At 38.3% G+C, this 20,927-nt stretch carries 21 protein-coding genes and 1 riboswitch; of the genes, 2 read left to right on the forward strand and 19 right to left on the reverse strand.

What is annotated here, in order from left to right; genetic code table 11:
- Positions 1-20: 20 nt before the first annotated feature.
- The 17 genes from H2672_RS07730 to H2672_RS07810 form a co-directional block, all read right to left on the reverse strand.
- Entirely contained in the window at positions 21-1,847 is a 1,827-nt protein-coding gene (locus tag H2672_RS07730) for an assimilatory sulfite reductase (NADPH) flavoprotein subunit (RefSeq protein ID WP_186670742.1), read from the reverse strand.
- A 205-nt stretch (positions 1,848-2,052) separates the two neighbouring features.
- Positions 2,053-2,199 (reverse strand): YezD family protein, encoded by a 147-nt coding sequence (locus tag H2672_RS07735; RefSeq protein WP_082786557.1) that lies wholly within the window; start codon positions 2,197-2,199, stop codon positions 2,053-2,055.
- 35 nt (positions 2,200-2,234) lie between these two features.
- Entirely contained in the window at positions 2,235-2,990 is a 756-nt protein-coding gene (locus tag H2672_RS07740) for a sirohydrochlorin chelatase (RefSeq protein WP_186670743.1), read from the reverse strand.
- A gap of 20 nt (positions 2,991-3,010) precedes the next feature.
- Positions 3,011-3,793, reverse strand: a complete 783-nt coding sequence (cobA, locus tag H2672_RS07745) for a uroporphyrinogen-III C-methyltransferase (RefSeq protein WP_186670744.1) — start codon at positions 3,791-3,793, stop codon at positions 3,011-3,013.
- 44 nt (positions 3,794-3,837) lie between these two features.
- Positions 3,838-4,986, reverse strand: a complete 1,149-nt coding sequence (gene sat, locus H2672_RS07750; RefSeq protein WP_186670745.1) for a sulfate adenylyltransferase — start codon at positions 4,984-4,986, stop codon at positions 3,838-3,840.
- On the reverse strand, positions 4,987-5,712 hold the full coding sequence (locus H2672_RS07755) for a phosphoadenylyl-sulfate reductase (RefSeq protein WP_186670746.1): 726 nt from the start codon (positions 5,710-5,712) through the stop codon (positions 4,987-4,989).
- Between the two features lie 351 nt (positions 5,713-6,063).
- Positions 6,064-6,666 carry an adenylyl-sulfate kinase gene (gene cysC, locus H2672_RS07760; protein WP_186670747.1) on the reverse strand — a complete coding sequence of 201 codons (603 nt, stop codon included), beginning with the start codon at positions 6,664-6,666 and terminating at the stop codon, positions 6,064-6,066.
- A gap of 226 nt (positions 6,667-6,892) precedes the next feature.
- Positions 6,893-6,993, reverse strand: a riboswitch (SAM riboswitch).
- A gap of 314 nt (positions 6,994-7,307) precedes the next feature.
- A complete protein-coding gene (locus tag H2672_RS07765; RefSeq protein WP_186670748.1) occupies positions 7,308-8,582 on the reverse strand; it encodes a TRAP transporter large permease in 1,275 nt (424 codons plus the stop codon).
- Complete coding sequence (locus tag H2672_RS07770) at positions 8,579-9,055, reverse strand: TRAP transporter small permease (protein WP_186670749.1); 477 nt, start codon at positions 9,053-9,055, stop codon at positions 8,579-8,581. Before H2672_RS07770 ends, H2672_RS07765 begins: the two co-directional genes overlap by 4 nt.
- Before the next feature lie 65 nt (positions 9,056-9,120).
- Complete coding sequence (locus tag H2672_RS07775; protein WP_370569617.1) at positions 9,121-10,146, reverse strand: TRAP transporter substrate-binding protein; 1,026 nt, start codon at positions 10,144-10,146, stop codon at positions 9,121-9,123.
- Between the two features lie 459 nt (positions 10,147-10,605).
- On the reverse strand, positions 10,606-11,361 hold the full coding sequence (locus H2672_RS07780; RefSeq protein ID WP_186670751.1) for an amino acid ABC transporter ATP-binding protein: 756 nt from the start codon (positions 11,359-11,361) through the stop codon (positions 10,606-10,608).
- A 24-nt stretch (positions 11,362-11,385) separates the two neighbouring features.
- Positions 11,386-12,099 carry an amino acid ABC transporter permease gene (locus tag H2672_RS07785; protein WP_186670752.1) on the reverse strand — a complete coding sequence of 238 codons (714 nt, stop codon included), beginning with the start codon at positions 12,097-12,099 and terminating at the stop codon, positions 11,386-11,388.
- Between the two features lie 12 nt (positions 12,100-12,111).
- A complete protein-coding gene (locus tag H2672_RS07790) occupies positions 12,112-12,819 on the reverse strand; it encodes an amino acid ABC transporter permease (RefSeq protein ID WP_186670753.1) in 708 nt (235 codons plus the stop codon).
- A gap of 94 nt (positions 12,820-12,913) precedes the next feature.
- Complete coding sequence (locus H2672_RS07795; RefSeq protein WP_186670754.1) at positions 12,914-13,768, reverse strand: transporter substrate-binding domain-containing protein; 855 nt, start codon at positions 13,766-13,768, stop codon at positions 12,914-12,916.
- Positions 13,769-13,804: 36 nt separating this feature from the next.
- A complete protein-coding gene (locus tag H2672_RS07800) occupies positions 13,805-14,980 on the reverse strand; it encodes an acyl-CoA dehydrogenase family protein (RefSeq protein ID WP_186670755.1) in 1,176 nt (391 codons plus the stop codon).
- A gap of 210 nt (positions 14,981-15,190) precedes the next feature.
- Positions 15,191-15,847, reverse strand: a complete 657-nt coding sequence (locus tag H2672_RS07805; protein WP_186670756.1) for a GGDEF domain-containing protein — start codon at positions 15,845-15,847, stop codon at positions 15,191-15,193.
- 129 nt (positions 15,848-15,976) lie between these two features.
- The gene (locus tag H2672_RS07810) at positions 15,977-16,393 is read right to left on the reverse strand and encodes a HEAT repeat domain-containing protein (RefSeq protein ID WP_186670883.1); all 417 of its coding nucleotides are present in this window, start codon (positions 16,391-16,393) and stop codon (positions 15,977-15,979) included.
- A 240-nt stretch (positions 16,394-16,633) separates the two neighbouring features.
- Here H2672_RS07810 and H2672_RS07815 point away from each other — a divergent pair, with 240 nt between their 5' ends.
- Together H2672_RS07815 and H2672_RS07820 are read left to right on the forward strand one after the other, a co-directional pair.
- The gene (locus H2672_RS07815; RefSeq protein WP_186670757.1) at positions 16,634-17,668 is read left to right on the forward strand and encodes an ABC transporter permease; all 1,035 of its coding nucleotides are present in this window, start codon (positions 16,634-16,636) and stop codon (positions 17,666-17,668) included.
- Between the two features lies 1 nt (position 17,669).
- A complete protein-coding gene (locus H2672_RS07820) occupies positions 17,670-18,347 on the forward strand; it encodes an ABC transporter ATP-binding protein (protein WP_186670758.1) in 678 nt (225 codons plus the stop codon).
- Positions 18,348-18,536: 189 nt separating this feature from the next.
- Here H2672_RS07820 and H2672_RS07825 read toward each other — a convergent pair whose 3' ends face one another.
- Both H2672_RS07825 and H2672_RS07830 read right to left on the reverse strand, forming a co-directional pair.
- Complete coding sequence (locus tag H2672_RS07825; protein ID WP_222439333.1) at positions 18,537-19,640, reverse strand: nitric oxide synthase oxygenase; 1,104 nt, start codon at positions 19,638-19,640, stop codon at positions 18,537-18,539.
- 287 nt (positions 19,641-19,927) lie between these two features.
- A complete protein-coding gene (locus H2672_RS07830) occupies positions 19,928-20,131 on the reverse strand; it encodes a hypothetical protein (RefSeq protein WP_186670759.1) in 204 nt (67 codons plus the stop codon).
- Positions 20,132-20,927 lie beyond the last annotated feature (796 nt).

Consider the following 20,927-nt stretch of genomic DNA (forward strand, 5'->3'; position numbering starts at 1 on the left):
TAGCTCCTCTCACAGTTGTTTCAATAGACATCACGTTGATAACGTTTCTGCTGTTGCATGTCTGCTAAATAGTCAGATGCTTCCTTCGAACTCATGGCACCCTCTTCTTCAATGATTTTTTCCAGAGTAGCATGGACGTCAGTTGCCATATGCTTTTCATCACCACAAATGTAGAGTACTGCACCCTCTTCCAACCAATTAAAAATAGCTTGACTGTTCTCTATCATTCGGTGTTGAACATAGACTTTATCTTTCGTATCACGGGAAAATGCAACATCCATTCGCGTCAATACGCCCTCTTTGAGCCATTGCTGCCATTCAACCTGATACAGGAAGTCCGTAACGAAGTGTTGATCACCAAAGAACAACCATGTTTTCCCTTCAGCGCCAATCTCCTCGCGTTCTTCCAAGAAAGACCTGAACGGTGCTATTCCAGTACCAGGTCCAATCATGATCAAAGGCGTGTTAGGATCTGCTGGTAATTTAAAGTTCGAGTTACGCTGAACATATACAGGTAAATGATCTCCTGGTATCGCACGTACAGCACATACATCTGAACAGACACCTACCCGATCACGACCATGTGCCTCATAACGAACAGTTCCAATCGTGAGATGTACCTCATCTGGATTCGCTTTTGAACTACTAGCGATTGAATATAGTCGCGCCGGTATTTTACGTAATATTGCGACAAAACCACTTAGAGAGACTTCCCATGGTGCAAAATCACGCACTAGATCCAATAGATCTCGACCATAGAGATAATCCCTGCATTCTTGCTCTCTTTCTGGTTCCAAGAGCTCCTTTAATTCATTGTTAGCGGTAAATTGTGCTGCTTTTTGTAGCAATGGTTTCGTCAATACAGTGATTTCAAAATTAGAAATCAAAGCCTCGCGCAAAGGCTTAAGCTCACCCTGTTTATTGACCTTAACTACTTCGCTAGCATTCCAGCCCATCTCCTCAATCAAGGTATCTACTAATCCAAAATCATTTTCTGGATAAATGCCCAAACTGTCTCCTGGTTCAAACTCAAGGTTCGATCCTTCAAGTGATAACTCAAGATGACGCGTTTCTTTATTTGATCCACGACCATTTAAATTAAAATTTTCTAGAATCTCAGCTTTAAATGGATTTGTTCGAGAATACTCCAGTTGTCCCTCAATTACCTTGTTGACCGTTTGTTGGACAGTTGTAGAACTGCTTTCTTGTTGTTCATTTAATGTAGCTAAAACATTCGTAAACCACTCCGCTGCAGATTCATCATAATCCAAGTCGCAATCGACTCGTGGACTAAGCTGTTTTGCACCTAACTCCAGTAATCGTTCATCAAATTGTTTACCTGTCTGGCAGAAAAATTCATAAGAACTATCTCCCAATGACAGGACCGAAAATTGCAGATTCTCCAATCTTGGCGCTCTTTTACTATGAAGAAATTCATGGAATGGCAATGCATTATCCGGTGGATCACCTTCGCCATGTGTACTTACAATAAGTAGTAAATTCTCGATTTTCTTGAGTGCATTCGGTTTGAATTCATTCATAGAAGCAAGACTTACTCGATACTCTACTGCTTTTAAATTCTTCGTCAGTTTTTCCGCCAAAGCTTGCCCATTGCCAGTCTGAGATCCGTAAAGAATTGTCACCTCTTTTGAGCTGACCTCTACTTGCGCTGCTGGTTCTTCCAGAACGACCACACTGCCTGACGCATTTGATTGCGTAACTAATTGACTTGCACTCAGGTAGCCGCCCAACCAGATTTGTTGCGTCTCTGTCAGTATCGGCAAAAGTTGATTAAGGAGTTCTACCTGTTGCTGATTAAAAGGACTGTTTATCACTTGAAGCGCCAAAGTTTTCCACCCCACAAAAATAGTATTTTACACAGTTATCCCGCATTAACGGGCAGTAAGACCCCCACTTCAAGTTTTCGGGGACAAGATTAGAATCAGTGGGGGATCAACTGCCCGTAAAAGCCCGAATGGTTAAACTAACAATCAGTAGGGATGAAGTAAATCCCCACTGATTGAAGATTAACTTTATCAAAAGAGTAAACGTTTATTTTAATCTAATTTTCTCGTTTCTCTCTATTTGAACTACAACATTGTCTTGAATAACCAATGTGATAGAGCCATAATTCATCGTACTCAGCATCTTTTTAACATTTTCAATGGTAAGTTCAAGATTTTGTTCACGTTTTTCCATAATCCCTTTTCATCCTTTCAGACAAAGTCTCTTCATTAAAAAGGCAGACTGTTTTGTTCTTTTTCAAGTAACTCATTCACCCGTTCAACAAGTACATCCTGGACATATTTGTGATAACCAAGATTTTCACAAAGAATAAGCTGCTGACCAGTAGTAGATTGTTTCATAATTTTTTTCTCAATACCATTCATTAAAATACCTGTAAATAATAAGTACGGTATAATGAAAACTTGCTTTTGAGGTGCTTGCTGTAGTTGCAGTAATGCTTCATCGAAATGAGGCTCCGCTCCGTAAAGAAAACAAACAGTTACTTTGTTGAAGGAATACTTTTCAGCAAGAAGCAGTGCAATTTCATTTAAATCATGCTTGACTGCGGGATCACTACTCCCCCTACCTACGATTAACACTTGAGCATCTTCTGCAATCGCTACTTGTCGTTCAACAACCCGCTCATATAAACTATCAACAATTTTTGGATGAATGCCAAATGCTTTTCCGTATGTAAATTCGATATCGGGATACATGATTTTTCCCACTTCGATTTCTAATGGAATATCTTCATTTGCATGCGCCGCAGTTAATAAAAGTATAGGAACAACGGCAATCTTAGTAGCTCCGCGTTCCACACACTTCGTAATCCCTTCATCCACGCTTGGTGCCGCCAGTTCTAAAAAACAAATCTCTTGAATCGGAACATCAATCATTGATTGACTGCTCTTAATAAACTGAATGGCTTCTTCGACACCTGCTTTAATCCGACTACCGTGACCCACATATAAGACAGCCTGCACGCTGATTCCCCCTTTAGCTGCTAGTATGCAGATACTTCTTTAATGCTATTTTGGTTCAATCCCGTTTGTTCGAACCACTGAATCTTCTCCCGCAACTTCACAACTTCACCGACAATGATCATACTTGGGTTTTTAATTTCGGATTCTCTCGCAATCTCTACAATTGTAGAAAGTGTACCTGTAATTGTATACTGCGCTTCTGTCGTTCCCCAATGAACCAGTGCTACTGGCGTGCTCTCAGGTCGGCCGTGCTTCGTCAGTTGCTCACAAATATAAGGTAAGTTTCCGACACCCATATAAATTGCTAAGGTATCAATCCCGACCGCAAGGCTCTCCCAATGGATGGAATCGCTTTTACCAGCACGCATATGGCCCGTTACAATCGCAAAACTCGAACTGAGATCACGATGAGTGACTGGGATACCCGCATAAGCAGGAGCTGCAATCCCAGCAGTAATTCCTGGAACCACCTCAAATGGGATTCCATTGTCTGCAAGAACTTCTGCCTCTTCAGCACCTCTTCCAAAAACGAATGGATCTCCACCTTTTAAGCGTGTGACGATTTTTCCTTGCTTCGCGTATTTCACTAAAAAGTGGTTAATCGTCTCTTGAATCATTGCGTGATAGTTTGGGAGTTTTCCGCAATATATCAAGTCCGCTCCGGGTTTTGCATAAGTTAGCAGCTCTTTATTTATTAAACGATCATACAAGATGACATCCGCTTGTTGAATACATTTCATCCCTTTAACGGTGATTAAATCAACATCTCCAGGTCCAGCTCCAACTATAAATACTTTCCCCATTTTCATCTCTCCTCTCACCGTGCATTTCTATAATAGATTCATCGTTATGAATGGATCTCTTCTTTTTGCATTCCTGCAATTAATACGTCGATCACTTCGGGTCGACTAAATGTCGATGGCAGTTGTTCTCCGTTACGAAGCATTTCTCTCACCTTTGTACCCGACAAGATTACATGGTAGCTGACATCATGCGGACACGTTTTAGGTGTAGCCATGTTGCCGCATTTATTACAGTAAAAGCTATGCTCGAAAAATAATAACGTAATCCCAAGTTCTCCATGCGTAAAGTTGCTAAAGATTTTCTGAGCATCATACGTCCCGTAATAATTACCAACACCCGCATGATCACGACCAACGATAAAGTGTGTACAACCAAAATTCTTTCTGACCATCGCATGAAAAACAGCTTCTCTTGGTCCCGCATAACGCATTGCCGCTGTAAATACACCTAAAAACACATGCTCTTTCGCATAATAGTTTGCTAGTAATACTTCATAGCTTTCCATGCGTACAACTGCTGGAATATCATCCGATTTCGTTTCACCCACAAGTGGATTCAAAAATAATCCATCTACAATTTCCAATGCAGTCTTTTGAATATACTCATGTGCTCTATGAACCGGGTTTCTTGTTTGGAAACCAACGACTGTTTTCCAACCGAGCTCTTGGAACTTTTGCCTTGTTGCAATTGGGTCATATAGGTACTCCGAAAACTCATTCAGGGGTCTTCTCTGAATCAGCGTGATTGGTCCGCCAAGATAGACATTAGGACGTTCAAACAACTTCTTCACGCCAGGATGCTCACGGTCTGTCGTTTGATAAACCAGTTCAGCTTCTTTTTCCTTATCTGGTGTGAAAATATCCGATACTTCGAGAACACCATAGACAACTCCATCTCTCTCCAATTTCACAAAGTTCCCAACAGCGATACCTTGTGCATTCACCTCTGTTGTTGGCAATGTAATCGGAATTGTCCAAGGTACTCCAGTAGATAATCTCATTGTTGCAACAACAGAATTGTAATCTACTTCTGTCAAAAATCCAGTTAACGGACTATATGCACCCGTACCAATTAAATCCAAGTCGCTGCTAGCAATTTCGTCTAATTCAACTATTTTAGTTAGCCCTTCGAACTGAAAATTAGGATTCCAGCGATTAATTAATGTACCGCCATGCGGTTGACTTAAACTCATTTAAATTCCCCCATTTTCTTTAGGTTGATGCAAGCCACATTCTGTCTTTGTTTGATTTGCCCAGCGCCCTGACCTCGACCCCGTCGTTGTATCCCCTTTGAATGTGCAGTGTGTGCAACCGATACTTGGATAGCCTTGGTCGTGGAGTGGATTATAGGGCAAGTTATGTTTTTTTACATAATCCCAAATATCTGTCCACATCCAATAAATCAGCGGGCAAATTTTTATCGATTGAAAGGTTTCATCCTTGTTCACAAAGTTTGTCTGACTCCTTGATGGTGATTGTTCGCGCCTAAGTCCGGATAACCAAGCGGTCGTATCGCTCATCGCTTCTCGGAGCGGAATTACTTTCCTCATATGACAACAACGATCCGGCTGTCTTTCCCATAGGCGATCGCCATACTTGTCAGCTTGTTCCTCAGCCGTTAAGCTAGGCTTTTTCATTTCAATTTCCAGCTTTGGATAACGTTTCTTTACTTCATCGATTAGCGTATGCGTTTCTTGAAAATGAAATTCAGTTTCGAGAAAGACTACTTTAGCTGTTGGTTTTATTTGCGAGATTAAATCTATCATTACGATACCTTCAACTCCAAAACTACACGCATATACAAGATCATCGTATTCCTTGTAAGCCCATCGCAATACGTTTAACGCACCTTTTGACTCGTCATCAATCGTAAAAACTTCACTAGTCTCAGACCAAGATTTGTACGTCAACTTCGCCATGCTAATTCTCTCCCCCCTAAACATAATGATTCTATTACTCTTTCCTTTTTAAAAAGACGACTTTAATCGATTAGTGATTAAAGTCGCCTCTACTTTTTAGTCAGCGAATATTTCATTTGTGCTCGATTTTCTAGTAGCTTCTGGGTTTCCAGTCAGCTAGTGATTAGCGTTATACTAACTTTATTATTCCTATGTGTCAAGTAGGTTTAAAGACATTATATTCCTAAACAACTAATATGTTACGTGTTTAGTAGTTTTTTAAAAGTATTAATAAATTGTTAGACAATGTCACTTCAAATCCGTTGCTACGCATAGCGTAGACTCTGCTCAATTAGGTAGATATTCATATATTCAACAGATATAGTTATTTTCTTTTAAATAAGAAACGATGCGTTCAACGGATTCTTCAATGCTTAACTGATTAGTATCAATGATTATTTCTGGATTAATAGGTTCTTCATAAGGAGCATCGATTCCTGTAAAGCCTTTAATTTCACCCAATCTTGCTTTTTTATAAAATCCCTTTGGATCTCGTTCTTCGCATGTTGCTAAACTTGCTTTGACGTATATTTCGATAAATTCATCAGCTTCGACAATTTCGCGTACTTGATCTCGATCTTCCAGATAAGGGGAAATGAATGCCGTTAATGTCAACAAACCTGCATCGACCATAAGTTTGGACACTTCACCGATTCTGCGAATATTTTCCGTCCGATCATCTGGGCTAAACCCTAGATTCTTATTTAGACCATGCCGGACATTATCCCCATCCAATCGATATGTGTGAATGCCCTCAGAATGTAACGCAGTTTCTAGCGCTACTGAAACTGTTGACTTCCCTGAACCTGATAGGCCCGTGAACCAAAGAATAGCACTTTTATGGCCCTTTACTTCTTGACGATTTTCTTTTGTTACCTCTGATTCATGCCAAACGATATTTGTAGACTCCGTCATTGTTTGCCCCCCTAAAATCATTTGTTTCGCTGTTTAATTGTTATATACAAAAAAGACACCTTTTTATACGATCTAAATAACCGAGTAGAAAGATGCCTTTAGTTGTCTAATTAGCATATATGAAGTTATGTGAAATGTTGAATGTCTTACAACATTTACAGGAAAAATAAAAAACCCGCTTCTAGTAGAATAAGAAGAGGTTAATAGCATCGAACATATATTACTCCTCTTATCTGCTAAACTTTCGTTTACTGGAATTGGCACAGTACTAGACAGTCTGTTGCCGAGGTTTCATCGGGCCAGTCCCTCAACCTCTCTGGATAAGATATAAACTATTAAGTTGAGACCAATATTACATTATCAAATACTTAAAGTCAATGACTTGTCAGAATTTATTTTTAATCCAATAAGTTTAGTTTGGTTTAAAAGACAATGCACGTCCTAGAAACATGGTTGAAGATTGACACTAAGGATCGATTCATTTATTTTCCACAAAACTGTTTTATATCCCTTTCTAATCCTGTCTATCAACTTACAATTCTTCTATTATCTTGAGCAACTTGTTCCAAGCAAATCGAAAAGAAACACGACTCTAGTTAGAGTCGCATCCCTTTATTTGTAAATCCGATACTAAATACTTATCATTTCATAAATGTTCCTAAAAAGAGACTGATCTGCGGAATGAATGAAATGATAATGATATCAAGAATCATCACAATGATGAACGGAATAATCGCCTTTACAAGGCTTTCAAATTTCGTTCCAGCGATGTTAGCAGCAACAAATAGGTTTATTCCGACTGGAGGTGTTATAAAACCAATTGCCAAGTTAAAGATCATAATGATTCCAAAGTGGACGAGATCGATTCCTAGAGCGCTGACAATCGGCACAAGAATCGGTGTCAAAATAATGATTGCTGCAGATGTTTCCAGGAAAGTTCCTACAAAGAGTAATAGAACATTAATAATTAACAATGCGATAATCCAATTATCTGTGACACCAAGCATAACCTCGGTTATTTCTCTCGGTACACGTGCTCTTGTTAAGTAATAACCAAATATTGATGCTCCGGCAATAATAAACATGATCACCGCAGAAACAACAACAGATGATGAGAATATTTCTATTAAATCTCTAAATTTAATTTCTTTGTAAATGAATATACCGACAATCAAACCATAAACTACAGCAACAACTGCTGCTTCAGTTGGCGTAAAAATCCCGCCATAAATCCCGCCTAAAATAATCACCGGCATCAAAATCGCTAAAATCGCATCAGCGAATGCTTTGAAAAAATCGATTACTGTAAACCGCTCTCCGCCACCATATCCCTTTTTTAGTGAGATAACATAGACAAGAATCAAAAGCGAAACAACCACCAAAATCCCAGGTAAAATTCCTGCGATGAATAAAGAACTAATTGATACACCAGCAGTCACACCATATAGAACGAGTGGCACACTGGGCGGTATCATTACACCAATTGTTCCACCAGCAGCTTGTACCGCAGTAGAAAAGCTTTTATCGTATCCTTTTTTAACCATAGCCGGAATTAACAGTGATCCGACCGCGGCAGTTGTGGCTGCAGCTGACCCAGAAATTGCGGCAAAAAATGCACAAGCAATAATTGATACAATCGCAAGTCCACCTGTTACACGCCCGAACAAAACGTTTGCCAGGTGAATCAATCTCCTGGATATTCCGCCATTCTCCATCAATTTACCAGCTAAAATGAAAAATGGTATTGCCAGTAGAGGAAAAGATGCGACGGAATTAAACATACGCTGCATCAGAACGATTAAAGAAACTTGTCCATCTACCAGGAATACGAGGGAAGAGGCCATTCCTAAGGCAACTGCAATAGGTACTCCAATCAAAAATAACAATGCGAGTAATACGAATAAAAGAATAGTCATACCATTTTACCCCCTGTCTTTATTCCCTTAGTAAACAGGTGGACAAGATTAATGATTAAAAACAATCCACTAATTGGTATGACAGAATATACTAGGCCCATCGGAAGCCTTAATACAGGAGATAATTGTGCCATCGACTGCCTTGCCAAATCGTAGCCTTGAACAATCATAATTATGTAAAAAGCAATACTTGCAATAGTTGTCATCGTAAAGAAGACTTTACGTACAGAAATAGGAAATAGTTCAGTGAAAAAATCAACACCAATATGGGCTTTCAAAGACATCGCATAGGCTGCCCCTAAAAATGTAAGCCAGACCAAACAATAGATCGCCAATTCCTCAGACCAGGCCAATGGCTTATTAATTACGAATCGAAATACGACTTGCATAAATACTGAACCAGTTAATACAGCCATAATAAGATTTAAAAAATGTTTCATAAATAAGTTTAAGTAGCCAATGGATTTGTCCAAATTATCCCTCCTTAATGTAAAGAAGGGAGAACAAAGCTCTCCCTTTTTCCTTCTATTATTAAATGCTACTGTGCATCAATAATTTTATTCAATAGCTCCTGGTATTCAATTGTTGCATAGACAGGCTTGACAGCTTCTTGGAAAGGTACCAAATCTACATCCTCAATAATTTCAACGCCATTATCTTTTAGTTTCTGGATTGATTCTTTTTCCATTTCAACGATTAAATCACGTTGTTTTGCACCTGCTTTTTGACCTTCTTCAAGAACGATTGCTCGTAAGTCTTCTGGTAGTTTATCATACGACTTTTGACTCATCATAAACATTGCTACGGAATATACGTGACCTGTTAATGTCATATATTTTTGTTTTGATTCGTACAACTTGAATTGGTCCGCAACAATTGCAGGGTTTTCTTGTGCATCTACAACTCCTTGTTGTAATCCTGTCAATGCTTCCGTCCATGCCATAGGTGTTGGTTGTGCACCTAGTGCTTTAAATGCTGCAATATGAATTTCATTTTCTTGTGTTCTAATCTTAAGGCCCTTTAAATCTTCTGGATTATTGACTGGATGTTTACCGTTCGTAATGTGACGATAACCATTTTCTCCCCATGAAAGTCCGATGATTCCATGTTCCCCCATTTGCCTAAACAACTCATCACCAATCTCACCTTCTAAAATCCCCACTGCCGTTTCACGATTTTTAAAGATAAACGGAACGTCAAGTACGCTTAATTCTGGGACAAAGTTTGTTACAGGAGCAGTTGAAGATACAACTAAATCCACTGTTCCCAAAGTCAGCCCTTCCGTCAATTCCCTTTCGGCACCAATTTCCGAGTTCGCAAAAACTTCAATTGTTACACGACCATCCGTACGCTCTTTCACATTTTCCGCCATTTCAAGGAAAGTGATATTGTAAGGATGGTCCTCTGGTAAAGAGTGTCCCGCTTGAAGCGTGAACTTTTCGTCCGATTTAGAATCTCCTTTAGAGCTATCACCTTCACTTGTCTTTCCTGAATCCGAACACGCTGCAACGATTACTAACAGCAAAGCCAAAATAAATAGTAACCCAAACTTTTGTTTCTTCACTACTTTTCCCCCTTTACCCATTTCAACTAAGGTGAATACTCAGTCTATTAAACTCGAGTTTCTTTACCTCGCAGATAGTACGACGTTAAACCTATGTTTTTAAAATGATCGAAGTGAACCTGACTAGCAAACTCCACTTCTAAAGATTAAGTTGACATAGATAAATTTTCAAATATGAATATTAACGCCTATCCATGTCTAATTATACGATAATAATTTAATAGTTCAATGTTTTCTTTCTACACTCATGCCTGTTTCCTTAAAATTCAGCAAACAAAGATAGATTCCGATGGCCCCTCAATTGAATTCCATTTTACTCTTGCCCCGCTATATTCCACTGTAACTAGAGTAAAACCCGCCATATAGATAGACGAGTTAGCACTAGTTTTTAGCATTCTAATGTCTGCTGCATTACTTCCTAAAGTGAGAGGCAGGCAATCTTATATTTGATACCCTCTATTAAATATGATAAGTAAAATCTTCCGGCAAGACCCTTTTTAAAAACTTCTGTGTTCGTTCTTCTTTTGGATTCACAAAAATTTCATGGGGTGTTCCTTCCTCCACTATGACTCCGCCATCCATAAAAATTACTTTGTTTGCTACATCCTTCGCAAAATCCATTTCATGCGTGACAACTAACATGGTTGTTCCTTCCCTTGCAATATTCTTCATAACAGTTAACACTTCTCCTACTAATTCCGGATCCAGTGCAGAAGTTGGTTCGTCAAATAAAATAATGTCTGGATTCAAAGCAACGGCTCTTGCAATGCCTACCCTTTGTTGCTGTCCACCTGATAATTCACTGGGATAGGCATCGTATTTATCTGTTAAACCCACTTTATCCAACGCTTTTTTCCCTATCTTAACCGCTTCTTCTTTCGGGACTTTTCTCCCGATAACAAGCCCTTCTGTTACGTTTTCTAAAGCTGTTTTATTATTGAATAGATTATTGCTTTGAAATACAAAAGCGATTTTCTGTCTAATTTGATGAATTTGTTTTTTTGTCGCGGTTCCCAAATTTACATCTATATCCCCAAAAACAGCACGACCTTGATCAGCTTTTTCTAAAAAATTGATGCATCTGAGTAATGTCGTCTTACCGGATCCACTTGGCCCCAGTATAACAACAACATCCCCTTTATCTATTGTGACGTCAACACCTTTTAATATTTCAGTTTTACCGAATGACTTATAGACATCTTTAATTTCTAACATGCTGTGTGTCCCTCCTTTTCATGCTTAAACAACTGACGGTTTATATTTACTCAAACGTTTTTCGTACAGTTTAAATGCATATTCGACTGCACTGCATAACAGTAAATAGACAAGAAAGATATCGATATAGGCCTCAACGTAATTATAGCCCACGTTCGCCGCCACTTTTGCTTTTAGCGTAATTTCCTGTAATGACATGGCATACCCGAGAGATGTTGCTTTGATCAGGTTGACTGTCGCTGTACAAATATTTGGCATTGCAACGACCAAAGCCTGTGGAATTATAATTCTTCTATATGCTTGCACATCAGTTAGCCCCACTGACTGGGCAGCTTCCAATTGCCCCCTGTTCACTGTGCTTAGTGCAGAACGAAAAACTTCAATCAGAACTGCTGTTGTGTTAAATGAAAAAACAATGAATGCGTACCAAATTGGATTCACATCATACACATTCATTCCTATATTAAACTTAGTAAATAGCGAACTTAGTAATAAGGGGACACTGCTGTAGACGATGAAAATCTGAATGATAATTGGGGTCCCTCTGACAAAAGAAACATATACTTGTGCAAAACGGTGTAACACTGGAATTCGATTGATTCTTGTTAATGCCAGCAAAAAACCTAACGGCAACGCAAAGAGTAAAGCTACAACTGTAATGAATAGCGTTATAGGTACTCCTGATAACGCGATAAAAAATGTATCTACTAAAAACTTGTAATTTAATCCTTCAGACATCTTCTCACCTCTTTACGCAGTTTTTAATCCTTGTTTCCCTTTACTAAATACTTGCTCTAATTTCAAGAAAAACTGTTCAATTGCTATTGAAAGTATCCAGTATATAATCGCTAATGCAAGAAATATTTCCAAAGCATGTGCATTGTAGTTACCAGCAATAATTAGATTTGCTTTTCCAACAACATCTATTAAGCCGATTGTATAGGCTAACGATCCTTCTTGTAGTACAGCCAGCAGGCTGTTCCCGAAGTTCGGCAATGCGACTACAAAAGCTTGCGGAAATACAATCCTTCTATAAGCTTGTGAATTGCTTAGCCCAACACTAACTGCGGCCTCAAATTGTCCATTGTCAATTGATTGAAAAGCTGAACGCATGACCTCGGACATAGCTGCCGCAAATTGAAGGGTAAAAGTGATTATGACAAATACGGCTGTGTCTATATTGTTTAAATTCAGACCGAAACGATCACCGATTGCAGGAAGTCCATAATAGACTAAAAATAGGAGTACGATAGAAGGTGTACACCTTATTATTGTTGTATAACCAGTCGCTAGTTTTCTTGCAAACTTACTTTTCCCTGTTTTCGCCACCGTTAGGATAAAACCCAAGAGCGTGCCGAATAGTACGGAAAGACCTGCAACCATAAATGTCATTTTTAAAAAAGGAATTAGTAGTGGGATGGACTCCCATATATATGATGCGTCAAAATATTTTTCCATGTACTCACCCCACTTTCATATTCCATTTGAAACGATTTGATTGATAAAGGCTGTTGAGCATATCGCACACCCAACAGCCTCGATATCCTAAGCGTTATCTTTCTACAGCATCCAACACCTCAAACAAATCTCTGCCGTAAAACTGTGAGCTCAATTCACTTGTCTTCTTTTCTTCTTTCAATTTTTTAACTACTTGATCATAGGCATTCGCAAATTCCTGTTCTTTTTTATTGAACAAAGGCCATGTTTTTATGACCGCGAATTCATTGTAAACAACCTCGTCTACCAGATTATGATAAGGACCATCTTCAGCCGTCACTTGCTTTTCAAATGGCCCTTCTATGATAACGCCTCCATCTACGCGTCCTTCATTCACCCACTGGACGACGTCTACTGTGAAAGCATCTCCAGCTTTCAACTGCACTTTATTATCCGGATTTTCTTTATTGTATTCATCAATTACAGTATATTGAGCGTTATTAGCTGCAATTGGTGCTAACGAAAAGCCAGCAGAAGCGAAGTCTGACAGGGACTTGATATGTTCATTTTCTTTTTTAAGTACAAGACCCGCACTGCTTAAGCCGATAAATTCTTTCGGGAAGATAAATTTTTCTGTTCTTTCCTGTGTCCAAAATGCATTTTTAACCCCTACCTGGTATTTCCCTTGTTCGACACCTACCAATAGGTCATCGCTTGTCGTTCCGACGTACACGAATTCGTATTGTGGAAGTAATTCATCAACCAATTTCATCACTTCAACATCATATCCAGTTGCATTTCCTTTCTCATCCAACCAGGACATTGGTTTTGAAGCCTGATCATAGGCGACTTTTACTTTTCGTATGTCTGACTTATTCTCATCAGCCGCTTTACTTGAGTTACATCCTGCTAAAATAGTAGTTAATGCTAAACCAATCGCCGCAAGTTGAAATATGCTTCTTCTTCTCATCATGAAATCCCCTTTGATCGCCTCAATCCATGTATTTTAACTATGGATAGCGTTTTTAGTTTTAATTCCATCAATTGCAGTTAATGCCAATTTTTTAATTGTCATATCGTCCATAGGGGGATTGTGTAAACCTGCCCTGACATCCCGATAATAGCGCTGTAATGGATTCGTGCGTTGAAGACTTTTTGCACCTACGATTCTCATCGCTTTATCGACAATCGTAATGGCTGAATTCGTAATGGTATGCTTGACAACTGCAACCTCATTTGTCAGATAGCCCCTTCGTGATTCATCATCATAAGCCTCCGCCACACTGTAAATCAGATGCCTCGCCTGGATTAATTCCAAATCAATTTCTCCTAGCAATTGTTGAACATTCGGCAATTGACTAATCGGCCCATTCAGACTGTTAGGAGAATAAGTAGTTGCAAAATGAACAGCATAATCACGCGCAGCTTGTGCAATTCCGAGATAACATGCAGGAATATGAAGAAGCCAGCCACTAAACGGTGCACCACTTGGTTTGTCAGGTAGTTCAACAAGTTTTGACTCTTCGACTTTTACTTGATTGAGAACTAGATCATGGCTTCCAGTTCCCCTCATTGAAATGACGTCCCATGTCTGATCAATCGTCAGACCTTCTAAATCTTTGTGCAGCAGGAAGAATCCTACTTGTTGTTGTTCTTCGATCCAGGCAGATGTTAGAAAATAAGTTAATACTGGAGAAGCCGTTGTAAAGGTTTTGCGCCCCGACAATACCCATGAACCATCTTGTTTCTCCGCATTTGTTCCTGGGCGCCCTCCCCTAGTTGGGCTACCTGTTTGTGCTTCACTCACAGATCGATTCACTAAGGCGCCGTTCAGAACTTCTTTGGCAAAGAAATCGAGATTTTGATCATTCCATAACCTTTTGTCAAAAAGTTCTCCGACAACCCCAAGATTCCATCCGATAGAAAGAGCTGTATTGCCGTCAAAACTAGCTAGTGTTTCTTGAAGGAGTACCATATCGTAGACTTTTAGCCCTTCTCCTCCGTACTCATGTGGGAGTGTACTGCTCGTATAACCCATTTCAATTAAATCTTGAATATTTTCTGCCGGAAAAATTGCCTCTTCATCAGTTTGAGCAGATGTATTTTTAAATTTTGTTTCTACCTCATTTACCTTTTCAAGCCATTTCTTTTGACGTTCCGTTTTTACAAATAGGTTAATCACAAGTTCCCCTCCAACTATACTTTTACTAGAATTTTAGCTGTTTTTCATTAATAGATTATCTTATGCTAACAACTCCGATAGGTTTCATCGGGATTCAATTAATAATAAGCCATATTAATTAAATGTCAAGATACCCTTCATATAAATAACAGAAAAATCCGTAAGAACGTTTAGTGGAACACGTTCTTACGGTTATAAATTACTCCATATTTAAGACATCGAAGTTCTTGATCTAAATTTTTTCTCCCTATACATCGCTCCATCAGCTATTTGTATTAACTCTTGAAAGTTTTGCCCGTCATCAGGATAAATTGCAAAACCAACGGAAGCTCCTACGGAAGGGAATTCGTCAAATCTTTCATTCGCTAATACCTTTTGAAGACCCTGTATATAAACTCGTTCGAAATTATTTTTACAATCAGGTACTAGAATCAAAAACTCATCCCCACCCCATCGTGCTACGATATCATTTTTCTTAACGAATTTTTTTATGATCACAGCAAGATGGATTAACAATTTGTCACCTTTATGATGTCCATATGTATCATTGATTTCTTTAAATCTGTTAAGGTCCATCATGATGACACCTAACTTGAGATTTTCTCTTCTATACATTTGTGTGATTTTTTGAAACGACTGTTCTACCGTTCGTCGATTGTAGGTATCTGTCAAATAGTCTTTTTCAGAATAATATTTTACGTTATCAAATTGTTTTCCGCACCAATAAGCAATCGCTAAAAAAATTGTTGTTAAAATAAAAAAGTTTGCCCTAAATGGAAGCTCCAAATACTGATGATAGTAAAAATACCGTAGAAGGTTAAACAATCCGACTATACCAATCGCAACAATCCTGCCATTATACTCCATGAAATTCACTCATTTCCCTATTCTTATGGGCATAATACACTACCATAGGTTTATTCGTAAAAAAACGATTGCAAACTAACTGCAATCGTTTTTTATCCTATTTAAATAACACAAGAACTTTGTAGCGTTTTACTTTTTATTTGCCGTTTCCCATACGTTTTCAAGCCATGCTTCAAACTCATCGCCTTTGTCACCTTCATACGTGTCGTACAAATCAAGTCTCATGTTCTTCAACTTTTCTTTATATTCTTCGAACGTGTGGTCTCTCGGCAAGCTTTTCTTAATTCTGAGGAAAACTTTGTTGGCATCTTTAATCAATTCAAATCGATTTCTTGGTGGTAATTCTACATCCTCACCAAATTTCACAAGATTGCGGTGAGCGGCTTCTACTACTTTATATACGGCATCGTTGTTCATTCTGTGTAAAAGTATATCGATAGTCCGTTTATGTTTCCATTGTCCTAATTCATCAATCGTATCTAAACGTAGTCTCCAATTCGATGCCCGGTTAACTGCCTTCCGTAATTCATCGTAATTTGGCGGCATTTCATTTTTAATTTCATTAGTCAAGTGATCCAATCTCCTTCTATTTCAATATCCTGTTTAGTTAAGGGTAACTCTACATGTTACATACAATACCCTTCAATATGTATTGTACCATTATCTGCTGAACTACATACCTTTTTTCATATAATCCGCCACTTTTTTAAATATAATCATCTGTTCATATTCCGTTCACCTTGCCAGATTATAGTTAAGTTATTAAGAAATACGGGAGGCGCAAAGATGAATATTGCATGGAAAGAAATTAAGAAGAATAAAGCGAAGTTTATCATTTTAGGATCAATCATTTTTCTCGTCAGCTTTTTAACATTTATCATCTCTGGGTTAGCGAACGGTTTATCTCAAGATAATGCAGCATTAATTAAAGATTTACCAGATGGTCAATTTTACATGAATGTAGATGCAAACGAAACGTACAATCTTTCAAGAATAGATGAAAGTGTACAAACCACTGTATTAAATGAACAAAAGGACGCAGCTGCACTTTCCATTCAGATGGGGTTTGTAAACGATATGGAAGACAAGCAGCATAGTATCGCTTTCGTTACTTCAACAGATTCAAAGTCGTTTGAGTCTGTCGGTAAAGGAGAAGTAATTTTAGATCGTTCATTGGAAGAAGAAGGGATTAAGGTTGGTGATATATTAACAAATAATCAATTCAGTGGCGAATTTAAAGTGAAAGGTTTTGTCGATCAAAAGAAATACAGCCATGCGCCTGTCGCATTTATTAACATGGAAAACTATAAAGAAATTTACCGTGTCAATGAAATGCAATTGATTTTTGTACCAGGTACAGAAAAAGCACAAGTAGTAACGAGTTTACAATCGTTTTCAAATAAAGAATTCCTCAATACGATACCAAGTTACAGTGCTGAACAGATGTCACTCAATATGATCATTTGGTTTTTGGTTGCCATTAGCGGAATGTTGTTCGCAATATTCTTCTATATGATGAACGTTCAAAAGATTGGATTATATGGGATCTTAAAAGCACTAGGAGTTAAAACAAGTAGATTGTTCGGCATGATGTGGTACCAGATGATTTTCATCACTGTGATTGCGCTTGGACTATCAGTAGCTTTGAGCCATGGCTTTGCATTGATTGCACCTAAAGGAATGCCATTTAGTTTAACACTTGATACAACTGTTCAATTATCGATCGTATTCCTAATTATTGGATTTATAGGAGCGACACTGTCCGGACTGCAAATTAAAAAAGTTGAACCATTGCAAGCTATCCAACAAGGAGAGGTTTAATATGACGATTTTCACAATTGATGAAGTTACAAAAACATTTACGAATGGTGAAGTGGATGAACAAGTATTAAAAGGGATTAACATTTCACTCCGAGAAGGTGAAATAACAGCGTTAGTAGGCGCTTCAGGTTCTGGTAAAAGTACGATTCTTACGATAGCAGCAGGACTTCAACGTGCAACGGACGGAAAAGTGCTATTTGAAGGAAAAAACATGACCGACATGAATCAGGATCAGATCAGAAAAATCAGAGCAAGTGAGTTCGGTTTTGTCTTTCAATCCTCGCATCTTGTCCCTTTTCTGACAGTAGAAGAACAATTATTGCTGATGCTTGACGTTTCTGAAACCAAGTTAAAAAAACGAGAACAACAAGTGGAAGTTGAAAAGATTCTCAAATTGGTGGATATGGATCATCGGAAAGATGCCTACCCTGCTTCTTTATCAGGAGGAGAAAAGCAACGTGTGGCAATTGCTCGCGCAATCATCCACAAACCGAAAATGTTGTTCGCAGATGAGCCGACAGCAAGCCTTGACTCAAAGAGATCAAAAGACGTCATGACATTGATTCGTGAATTGACAAAAACGTTGAATATTACAACGTTAATGGTAACTCACGATGAAGACATGCTTACCTATGCAGATCATATCATTACAATGAAAGATGGATTGGTTTTAACTTGAGTATAGCCCATTGTAGCATTGGTAAAGTAATAGATATTGAATCACTTTTAGTATCTTCTACGATGTGTATTTTCATGAACAAATAGTTTGTATTGCTTTAGCTGAATAACTTTAACCCGAAACAGCCATTCCTTAAAATGGCTGTTTTTTTATTTTCATCTCCTATTTTCACTAAAGAACAATTCACTATTAGCTTTCACCCGGATTTTTCTGATGAAAATAATTAGGGTTAACGACGTCGTTGCTATAAGGTTTATGAAAGACATGAGTCGTTGCAGGTGAAAGCGGCGGAATAAGCCATGTCCAATTTCCTGTAATACCTCTTCCTACTGCACACTCGTTTTTTTCAAAACTTTTAAATTGTTTGGCTGCAGTATGATGGTCGACTAACGTAACTCCCGCATTTTGATATGAATTCAACACCGCAATATTTAGTTCTACTAGCGCTTTATCCTTCCATAGTGAACGGTTTGACCTTGTATCCAGCCCCATAAGTTCTGCAACTTTCGGAAGTAGATTATAACGCTCTTCATCCGCCAAATTTCTCGCACCGATTTCAGTTCCCATATACCATCCATTAAACGGAGCCGTCGGATAGTGAATCCCACCAATCTCCAAGCGCATATCCGAAATAATTGGAACCGCATACCATTTTACATCCAGTTCGTCAAAACACTTTAGTTGCGGATGGGTAATCTTCACTTCTTTCACTAGCTTTTTTGGTATTTCAAAGATTCGAGGCGAATCTCCTTCTAATTGAATGACAAGTGGAAGAACATCATACGGAGTCCTCTCCCCTTTCCAGCCTAACTTTTCGCACATCCTCGTTAATTCAACTGATGTGGAATCTCCAATAATTTGTTCCGTCTCTTCATATCCTGCATAACGTATAAGCTGATGATTCCATATTCGTATCGGATCAATTCCACCTCGTCGTGGCGGGAAAATCGTAATCGATGAACGAATTTTACCGTCATTTGTCGCATATTCAATATGATTCAATAATGCGTCGCATACATCTTCAGCGGTTACTATTGCCCTCCGGTCAAAAACATGAAGCCTGTCCCAAAATAAACGTCCTATACAACGATTATTATTACGCCAAGCCATTCGGGCCCCATGTTCAAGTTCTAGCGAAGTATGGCTATACGTTCCAGTTTCATTTACTGCTATTCGTACTTCCTCTATTCGCTTCATTTGTTGCTCTGTTGTCATCCCAAGTTCTGCATAACATCTATGTATGAATTGCTCCGCTTCTAAAAGTAATATATCTTTTTCAGTCTGATTACACAAAGCCCATCATCTCCAATATTGCTAGTATATCATTCAAAATGGGCTTGTTTCTACTTCAATTTAGCCAACTTTTGAACTTAGAGTTCTAATTGATAGAACAGATAAAACAATGGATTATCCCCTGCATTAACTATAAATCCTCTTTTTCAAACAGTACTAGATGGATACCCAAATAAGCCTTTGTTTGCCCAAATATAAACATATCCCTCATATAGAATCCTAGTTCTCCGTAAAAAAAAAAAAAAAAAAAACACAAACCAATAGGATAATTGGTTTGCGCCTTTTCATTATGAACCCATTTTTCTACGAGCACTGCTAACTTGTTTTGCTTGTTGGCTTTGCATTTTTTTAGCAGATTGTGCTGGATTGCCTTTTGCGTTGTTATCAGAAGTTTGGTTTTTCTTTGCTTCTAACTGTTTTTGTATCACTTCTTTTAAGCTTATCTTTTTCTTTGCCGTTTCTTGTTCATTTTTTTCATTGTTTTCAGTCATTTAAAATCCTCCTTACTAACGAATAATGATTAATTTTGCTTCTCTTTAGTATAACCGAAATTCGGCGACTACTGGGGGATTTCTGAAATTAATTTTTAAAAAACCTATCCTCTTTCTAGTTTATCAGTCAATCCATATGCCGAATTTCCCTGCTATCAGGGTAGGATCTTCCACTAGACCATAAAGCTTTCAATTAGAATGATTAAAACACATAAATCATCCCTACTGAACTGCCCACTGTAATACGGACACTTATAAGAAGAACCATTATATAAATTGAACGAAAGGGCCTCACTTACAATGCTCGACGCTTGGGGATGCCTCTCCGAACTGGAAAATACGTTCAACAAATATAGTTAACCTTACTAGGAGATGACCCCGGTATTCTACCGGCGTCATCTTCTTTAAATACCACTGATAACGATGCGTTTTGTAAGTGGATATCAGAAGGATTTAGTGCCAGATTTGAAGCTAATGATAAGGTTTAATATATCTCATTTATATGAGTTGTCGTAATGAGCTTATCTTGTGTCATACATTCGGAAGTAAGCGTAAAATAGCGACCACCTATTTTATGTTTACTTAGGCTTGGCTTTACTATCGTCGCTAAAGGCGTTGAAAAAGAAGCGCAGCATGAGATCCATCTTCAAATGAATGTCGATTGTATTCAAGGATATCGTTATTGCAGACCTTTGGATGAAGAAGCAGTTTTGGAGTTCTTACGTCACTAAACCCAAGGTGAAATTACTCAAAATCAGCTTATAATCGCAAAATACTTATTCAGTACTCAGATTTT

Origin of the sequence: Sporosarcina sp. BP05 (genome assembly GCF_014282005.1) — a bacterium.
Lineage (GTDB): Bacteria > Bacillota > Bacilli > Bacillales_A > Planococcaceae > Sporosarcina.